Here is a 7,037-nt window from a genome sequence, read left to right on the forward strand (position 1 = left end):
GGTGGGTCAGGGACCAGGGGGGCAGGGGCCAGGGGCCAGCGATCAGGGGGCACGGTTCAGGGATACGGGACGCCCGCCGGGCCCTCCCCGTTCTCCCTGTTCAGCGTTCTCCCCGTTCAGCTACCGGTGACCGTCGCCGTCGCCGCCGCTGCCAGCCGTTCCGAGAGGCGGCGCAGATGGGCCACCAGCGGCTCCGGGCCGTGGACGGTGAAGTCGACGTCCATCACGGCGAGGCGAAGCGCCAGCCACTCCACCGAGTCGGCGACCCGGGCGTGCAGTCGGCAGCGGTCCGGGCCCGTCGCGACCGGCACCAGATGGGAGGGCAGGCGGGCCACCACGAAATCGGCGGGCGCGGAGAACTCCACGTCGAGGTCGAGTTCGCCCTGCGCCCGCGCCATCGACCGCGCGGTGAACGCGGCGGCGTCCCCCGAAGGCAGCTCCCGGGGCGTGAACCGGGCGCCGGTCGGGAAGGGCTCGCTCACCCGGTCCACCCGGAAGGTCCGCCAGTCCTCCCGCCCCAGGTCGTAGGCGACGAGGTACCAGCGGTAGCCGGTCGACACCAGCCGGTACGGCTCCACCAGGCGCCTGGACTCCGTGCCGTCGCCCGCCCGGTAGTCGAACCGCAGCCGCTCGTGCCCGGTCACCGCGCCCGCGAGCGCGGTCAGGGTCGCCGGGGTGACGGTGGCGCCGTCGCCCCTGGTCAGCGGGATCGTGGCGTTCTGCAAGACGGAGACCCGGTGCCGCAGCCGGGCCGGAAGCACCTGTTCCAGCTTGGCCAGGGCCCGTACGGAGGCCTCGTCGACGCCCTCGATCGCGTGCCCCGCACCGGCGCGCAGCCCGACCGCGATGGCGACGGCCTCCTCGTCGTCGAGGAGGAGCGGGGGCATGGCCGTACCGGCGACGAGGCGGTAGCCGCCGACCGCGCCGAGCGTCGCCTCCACGGGATAGCCGAGGTCACGGAGGCGGTCGATGTCCCTGCGGATGGTGCGCGGGGAGACCGAGAGCCGTTCGGCGAGTTCGCTTCCGGGCCACTCGCGCGGGGTCTGGAGGAGCGAGAGCAGATGCAGGAGTCGTGCCGGGGTGTCCGTCATGACACCAGCATGCGGGGCATCTAGGACATGACCTGACCTATATGGCTTCTATCTTTCTTTCATGAGTTCACAAGAAGCCGTCCTGGACGCGGCCCCCCAGGACACCGACGCGGCGCCCGCCGACCCCGGCGACAAGCGGCGCTGGATAGCCCTCGCCATCGTCATGACCGCCGCCTTCATGGACCTGGTCGACGCCACGATCGTCAACATCGCGATCCCCAGCATCGAGCGGGACCTCGGCGCCGGGTTCGGGGCCATCCAGTGGATCACCGCCGGATACGCGCTCGCGTTCGCCGCGGGACTGATCACCGGCGGCCGGCTCGGTGACATCTACGGGCGCAAGCGCCTGTTCCTCCTCGGCACGGCGGGCTTCACGCTCGCCTCCGCCCTCTGCGGCTTCGCGGCCAACCCGGAGATGCTGGTCGCCTCCCGCCTCCTCCAGGGCGTGGCGGCGGCGATGATGGTCCCGCAGGTCCTGTCGATCGTCCACGTCACCTTCCCCGCGCACGAGCGCGGCAAGGTCTTCGGCATGTTCGGCGCCATCGTCGGTCTGGGCGCGGTCTCCGGACCGCTGCTCGGCGCGCTGCTCACCCAGTGGAACATCGCGGGTCTGGAGTGGCGCCCGATCTTCCTGATCAACCTGCCGGTCGGCATCGCCGGTCTGCTCCTCGGCCGGAAGTTCATCACCGAGTCGAAGGCGCCGAAGGCCCTGCGGCTCGACATCGTGGGCGTGCTCCTGGTGACCGCCGCCCTGCTGATGCTGGTCTACCCGCTGACGCGTGGCCGTGAGCTGGACTGGCCGCTGTGGGGTCATCTGATGATGGCCGGGAGCCTGGTGGTCTTCGGTCTGCTCGTCGCGTACGAGAAGCACAAGACGCGCAAGGGCGGTTCGCCGCTCGTCGAGCTGTCGCTGTTCCGTGTGAAGAGCTTCGCCGCCGGTATCGCCGTGCAGCTGACCTTCGGCGTGGTGCTCGGCATCTTCTTCCTGGTGTGGACGCTCTACATGCAGATCGGTCTGGGCTGGAGCGCGCTGCGGGCGGGCCTGACGGGCGTGCCGTTCTCGGTCGCCGTGTCGGTGGCGGCGGGCATCTCGGTGCAGAAGCTGGTGCCGCGTTTCGGCCGCAAGGTGCTCCAGGCGGGCGCCCTGACGATGATCGCGGGCATCCTCTTCTACTTCTTCGTGGCCGGCCGGTACGGGGCCGACATCCAGTCCTGGCAGATGATCGCGCCGCTGGTGGTCATGGGTCTGGGCATGGGCCTGATCGTGGCGCCGCTGACCGACGCGGTCCTCTCCGAGGTCCCGAAGGAGCACGCGGGTTCGGCCTCGGGCCTGATCAACACGACGGGCCAGATGGGCAACGCGCTCGGTCTCGGCCTGGTGTCCGTGGTCTTCTTCGGCGTGATCGACGACGAGCGGCTGGCCCGCGCCCCGGGCGAGGTGGGCGCCGCCTTCACCGACGCCTTCCGGAACTCGCTGGGCTGGGCGGCGGGCGTCCTCGCGCTGATCTTCCTGGTGATGTTCGCCCTCCCGGCGAAGCCGAGGCAGCATCTGGAGGGCGGCGGCGACGAGGCCGAGACCACCGCCGACGTCCCCGGCGGGGCGACGAAGGAACCGGCGCTCGCGAGCTGAGCCGGGTCCGCCCGGCGAGTCCCGGGCGAGCCTTGAACGAGGGGGACGGACGAGGGGCGGTGCGCGTGACGCGCACCGCCCCTCGGCGCGTCCGCCCCGGGGCTGGACGCTTCGTCAGACCACGTACGTCCTGTCAGGTCACGTACGCCCCGCCAAGCCACGTACGCCCCGTCAGCTACATATGCTCCATCAGGCCGCGTACACCCCGTCAGACCACGCGGGCGCGGGACTCCATCGCCTCCCGGGCCGCGCGCTCTTCCTCGTACACCTCGCACATGTGGCGGCCGTCGGGGGTCGCCGTGTGCTCGACCTCCCAGAGGCTGACCTCGCTGCCGTCGAGCAGCAGGAACTGGTGCTCGTAGAGGGTGAATCCGGCGCCCCGGCCGCCCTCCACCGGGCAGTGCCGGCCGAAGGCCTGGGTGATGTGGTGGGCGAAGGCCGAGCGGAGCCGGCGGGCCGTGCGCTCGCCCGGCCGGTCCGCGTTCTCCGCGCGGCGCAGGACCCGGCGCGCGTGGTCGGCGGAGTTGTCCGGCACGTACAGCCGGGGCTGGGCCGGTATCGGCCGGGTCAGCAGCGCGCTGAGCAGCTCCAGGTCGTCGTCCTCGTCGAAGGCGCGGCCGTCGGAGCGCTCGGCGCTCCAGCCGGCCGGCGGACCGGACGGCAGCCGCGAGGCGGCGAGACGCGCCTCGGCCTCCTCCGCGTACAGCTCGTGCTGCTCGGCGCCGTCCCGCCCGGCGTTGTGCGTCAGCTCCCAGAGGGTGAGGGCGCTGCCGTCGCCGAGCAGATACGTGTGACGGTAGGTGGAACGGTGCAGCGACGCGCTGTGGTGCGAGGAGTGCAGCGCGCTGGAGTGCGCGAGCGCCGTACCGAGGCGCTCGACGGTCGAGTCGGGCAGGTCGAAGGAGTTGAGCGCCCGGCCGAGGAGCCGCTCAAGGTGCGTCTCGGTCGTCTCGTACGGATCGTGAGGATCCTGCGGATCGTTCAAGAGGGTCTCCAGGCCGTCGCCGCATGTCACTTGGTGCTTGCTTAACGTAGTCCCTTGGTCTGACATCTTGTCCGGGGTTTCGGAAAACGAAGGGTACGCGGGAGAAGTTCCCGCCCATCCCCGGCCGTTCCTTTTTTCTTCCTTTTCTTTTCTTTTCAACTTCCTTGGTTCGCGGGGAAGTAGGACCCCGCTTCCGGACCGTACAGCTCAATGTACGAGGGAAAGTCGCCGCCCGGCCCCCTCCTGCCGCCGGGAGCCGCCAGCACCGCCCGGACGATCGCCCGCGTCACCAGATCGGCGGCCACCGCCAGAACCTCGTTCAGGGCGAGCGGACCCGCCGCCGACGGCAGCTCCCGTACGCCGGTGGCGAGGGTGAAGACGGTGTCCCCGTCGTTCATCAGATGCACCGGACGCACCGCGCGCGCGATGCCGTCGTGCGCCGTGCCCGCGACCTTCCGCGCCTGGGCGCGCGTCAGGACCGCGTCCGTCGCGACGACGGCGAGCGTGGTGTTCAACGGCGGCGGCACGGACGCCGTCCGCGCCTCCGCGAGCCGCCGTACGGCCGCCTCGTGGACCGCCGCCTCGGGGTGGACCGGACGGCCCCCGCCCGTGTGGTGACTGCCGTACAGGACTCCGGTGTCCGGGTCGACGGCGGAGCCCGCCGCGTTCACCACGACCAGCGCGCCGACCGTGATCCCCGACTCCAGGACGGCGCTCGCCGTGCCCACCCCGCCGCGCAGCCCGCCGACCACCGCCCCGGTGCCCGCGCCGACCGCGCCCGTCGCCACGCGCGCGTGGTCCCCGCTCGCGTCCGCCGCCGCCACCGCAGCCCGCCCTGTGGCCGCGTCCGGCCGCGCCCCGAAGTCCCCGCCACGGCCCAGGTCGAAGACGCAGGCGGCGGGCACCACCGGCACCACGTGCGCCGGATCGGGGCCCACCCTGACCCCCCGGTGCCGCTCCTCAAGCCAGGCCATCACCCCGGAAGCCGCGTCGAGGCCGTACGCGCTGCCGCCGGTCAGGACGATCGCGTCGATCCGCTCGACGACGTTCCTCGGGTCGAGCGCGTCCGTCTCCCGCGTCCCGGGACCGCCGCCCCGCACGTCCACGGCGGCGACCGCGCCGCCCACCGGGGCCAGCACCACCGTGGTGCCGCTGAGCGCCCCGGACCCGGCCACGCGCGCGTGGCCCACGCGTACGCCGGGGACGTCGGTGAGGGCGTCGGCGCGGGCGGGGCGTCCGGGACGTTCGGGACGTTCGGGCTGAGTCATGGGCCCTGCCTACCACGCGTACGGGCGCGGCGGGCCCTTCCCCGCAGGGGTCAGCCGGTCTCCGGCCGGTCCCGGGTCGCCGGGTTGCCCGCCGTCAGGGTCACGCCGATCGCCACCGTGGCCGTCGCGACCAGACCGGTGGCCAGGACCGCCCAGCGGCCCGCGAAGGAGCACAGGAGCACCGCGAGCGACGCCACGGGCAGGACGAGCTGCTGGGCGAGACCGACCTTGAAGTGGCGGGCGTGGAGCAGCCATACGGACATCAGGTACAGGGCGGTGGGGATGGTCACCGCCGCCGCTGCCGCGAGGGCGCCGATGTGGGCCTTGCCCACGGCCTGTTCGACGGCGATCTCCAGGCCCGCGCCGACGGCGGCGACCGAAGCGAAGATCACATAATGGCCGTATCCCCACAGGAAGCCCTGGCGGCTGGACCGCAGCAGGGTGTGCGCGGGCGCGACGAAGTAGATCCACCAGGCGGCGAAGACGAGCAGCAGACCGCCCACCGCGATCGGCACGAGCCTGTCGAGGGCGTCGTGTTCGACGATGCCGGTCTTCACGGCGACCGTCGCGGCGGCGACGGTCTCGCCGAGCACGATGATGGTGAACAGGCCGTACCGCTCGGCGATGTGGTGCGGATGCCAGGCGCTCGGCAGGTCCCTCTCCGCGAACAGCGGTACGGCCAGCTCGGCCGGCACCATGACCAGGAAGACCCAGCCCCGGGCGGGCTCGGGCAGCAGGACGAGCGCGAGCCAGCCGATCTGGACGAGGGCCACCCCCGTCGCGTACCGCAGGCACATCGTCCGCTCCACCGGGTCGACGGCGTGCCGTGCGGCCCGCAGCCACTGCGAGGCGAGCGCGAGCCGCATCACGACGTAGCCGAGGTAGACGCCGAGGAAGTCGTGCGTCTCGAAAGCGCGCGAGACCCCGGCGGCGAGGACGAGCACGCCCGCGATCTGGAGCAGGGTGACGAGCCGGAACAGCACGTCGTCGTTGTCGTACGCCGAGGCGAACCAGGTGAAGTTCATCCAGGCCCACCAGATCGCGAAGAAGACCATCGCGTAGTCGAGGACGCCCTGCCCGGCGTGGCCCCCGGCGACCGCGTGCACCAGCTCGGCCCCCGCCTGGGCGATGGCGACGACGAAACACAGGTCGAAGAAGAGTTCGAGCGGGGTGGAGACCCGGTGCGACTCCGCGCGGGACCGCGCGGTCAACGGCAGAAACGGTTGTGTCATGACCCCAGCACACCAGAGCGGACACGTCGGGGTGCCGAGGCACGCGTGACGGGGGCGGGGTGAGAGGGGCGCGGCGGGGGTGGGGCGCGGCGGGGTGAGGTGAGGGTGGGGCGAGGTGAGGTGGGGTGGGGGCGAGGTGAGGTGGGGAACCTCGCGGGGGCTTCCCTTGCGGGGGCCCTGGGACGGGGGCTTCCCTTGCGGGGCTCCTGGGGTGGGGCCCTCGTGCGGGGCTTCCCTTAGGGGGCGCCCGTGCCGGGTCTCCCTTACGGGGTTCTCTCGCCAGACCCTCCCTTACGGGTGTCCCCACCGGGCTCTCCCTTACGGGTGTCCCTTACCGGGCCGTCCCTTACGGGGGCTTCCCGCAGGGTTTCCCCTGCGGTCACCGGCCCCGGCTTCCCTGCGGTCACCGGCCCCGGCTTCCCTGCGGTCACCGGCCCCGGCTTCCCTGCGGTCACCGGCCCCGGCTTCCCTACGGACACGGCGCGGGCTTCCCCTGCGGTCACCGGCCCCGGCTCCCCCGCGGGCACGGCTCCGGTTCCGCCTGTGCGTAGCGGGTCGCTATCAGGGTCGCCAGTCGGGTGTGGTCCGCGAGCGGGGCCGACACCGCCCAGGTGTCCGGGAGCCGTGCGAGCGTCCGGGTGAAGCGGCCCGGGGCGAGCAGATGGGCGGCGACCGCGACCCGCCGGAAACCGGCCGCCCGCAACCGCGCGACCTCCTCCGCCGGGCCCGGCGCACCCGCCGAGCAGTACGCCACGGCCACCGGCACCCGTACCGGAAGCAGCGCGCGCAACTGCCGCGCCGCCGTGCGGGTGCCGTCGGCGCCGCCGGGAC

6 protein-coding genes are annotated in these 7,037 nt (G+C 72.8%); 1 reads left to right on the forward strand and 5 read right to left on the reverse strand.

From position 1 onward, the window contains the following. Window positions 1-116: 116 nt before the first annotated feature. A complete protein-coding gene (locus BU197_RS13700) occupies window positions 117-1,091 on the reverse strand; it encodes a helix-turn-helix transcriptional regulator (protein WP_188268533.1) in 975 nt (324 codons plus the stop codon). 61 nt (window positions 1,092-1,152) lie between these two features. Here BU197_RS13700 and BU197_RS13705 point away from each other — a divergent pair, with 61 nt between their 5' ends. Next, window positions 1,153-2,721 (forward strand): MFS transporter, encoded by a 1,569-nt coding sequence (locus BU197_RS13705; RefSeq protein WP_188268534.1) that lies wholly within the window; start codon window positions 1,153-1,155, stop codon window positions 2,719-2,721. Between the two features lie 208 nt (window positions 2,722-2,929). Here the strand turns inward: BU197_RS13705 and BU197_RS13710 are convergent, their stop codons facing one another. The 4 genes from BU197_RS13710 to BU197_RS13725 form a co-directional block, all read right to left on the reverse strand. After that, a complete protein-coding gene (locus BU197_RS13710) occupies window positions 2,930-3,772 on the reverse strand; it encodes a DUF6227 family protein (RefSeq protein WP_223182814.1) in 843 nt (280 codons plus the stop codon). Between the two features lie 89 nt (window positions 3,773-3,861). Next, a complete protein-coding gene (locus BU197_RS13715) occupies window positions 3,862-4,974 on the reverse strand; it encodes a P1 family peptidase (RefSeq protein ID WP_188268536.1) in 1,113 nt (370 codons plus the stop codon). Between the two features lie 50 nt (window positions 4,975-5,024). After that, window positions 5,025-6,206: a low temperature requirement protein A gene (locus tag BU197_RS13720; RefSeq protein ID WP_188268472.1), complete on the reverse strand. Its 1,182-nt coding sequence runs from the start codon at window positions 6,204-6,206 to the stop codon at window positions 5,025-5,027. A 499-nt stretch (window positions 6,207-6,705) separates the two neighbouring features. Next, on the reverse strand, window positions 6,706-7,037 hold a 332-nt coding region (locus BU197_RS13725), incomplete at its 5' end, for a sirohydrochlorin chelatase (protein ID WP_317453386.1).

The sequence above is a fragment of the Streptomyces sp. CBMA291 genome (assembly GCF_014596525.1).
Classification (GTDB): Bacteria; Actinomycetota; Actinomycetes; order Streptomycetales; family Streptomycetaceae; genus Streptomyces.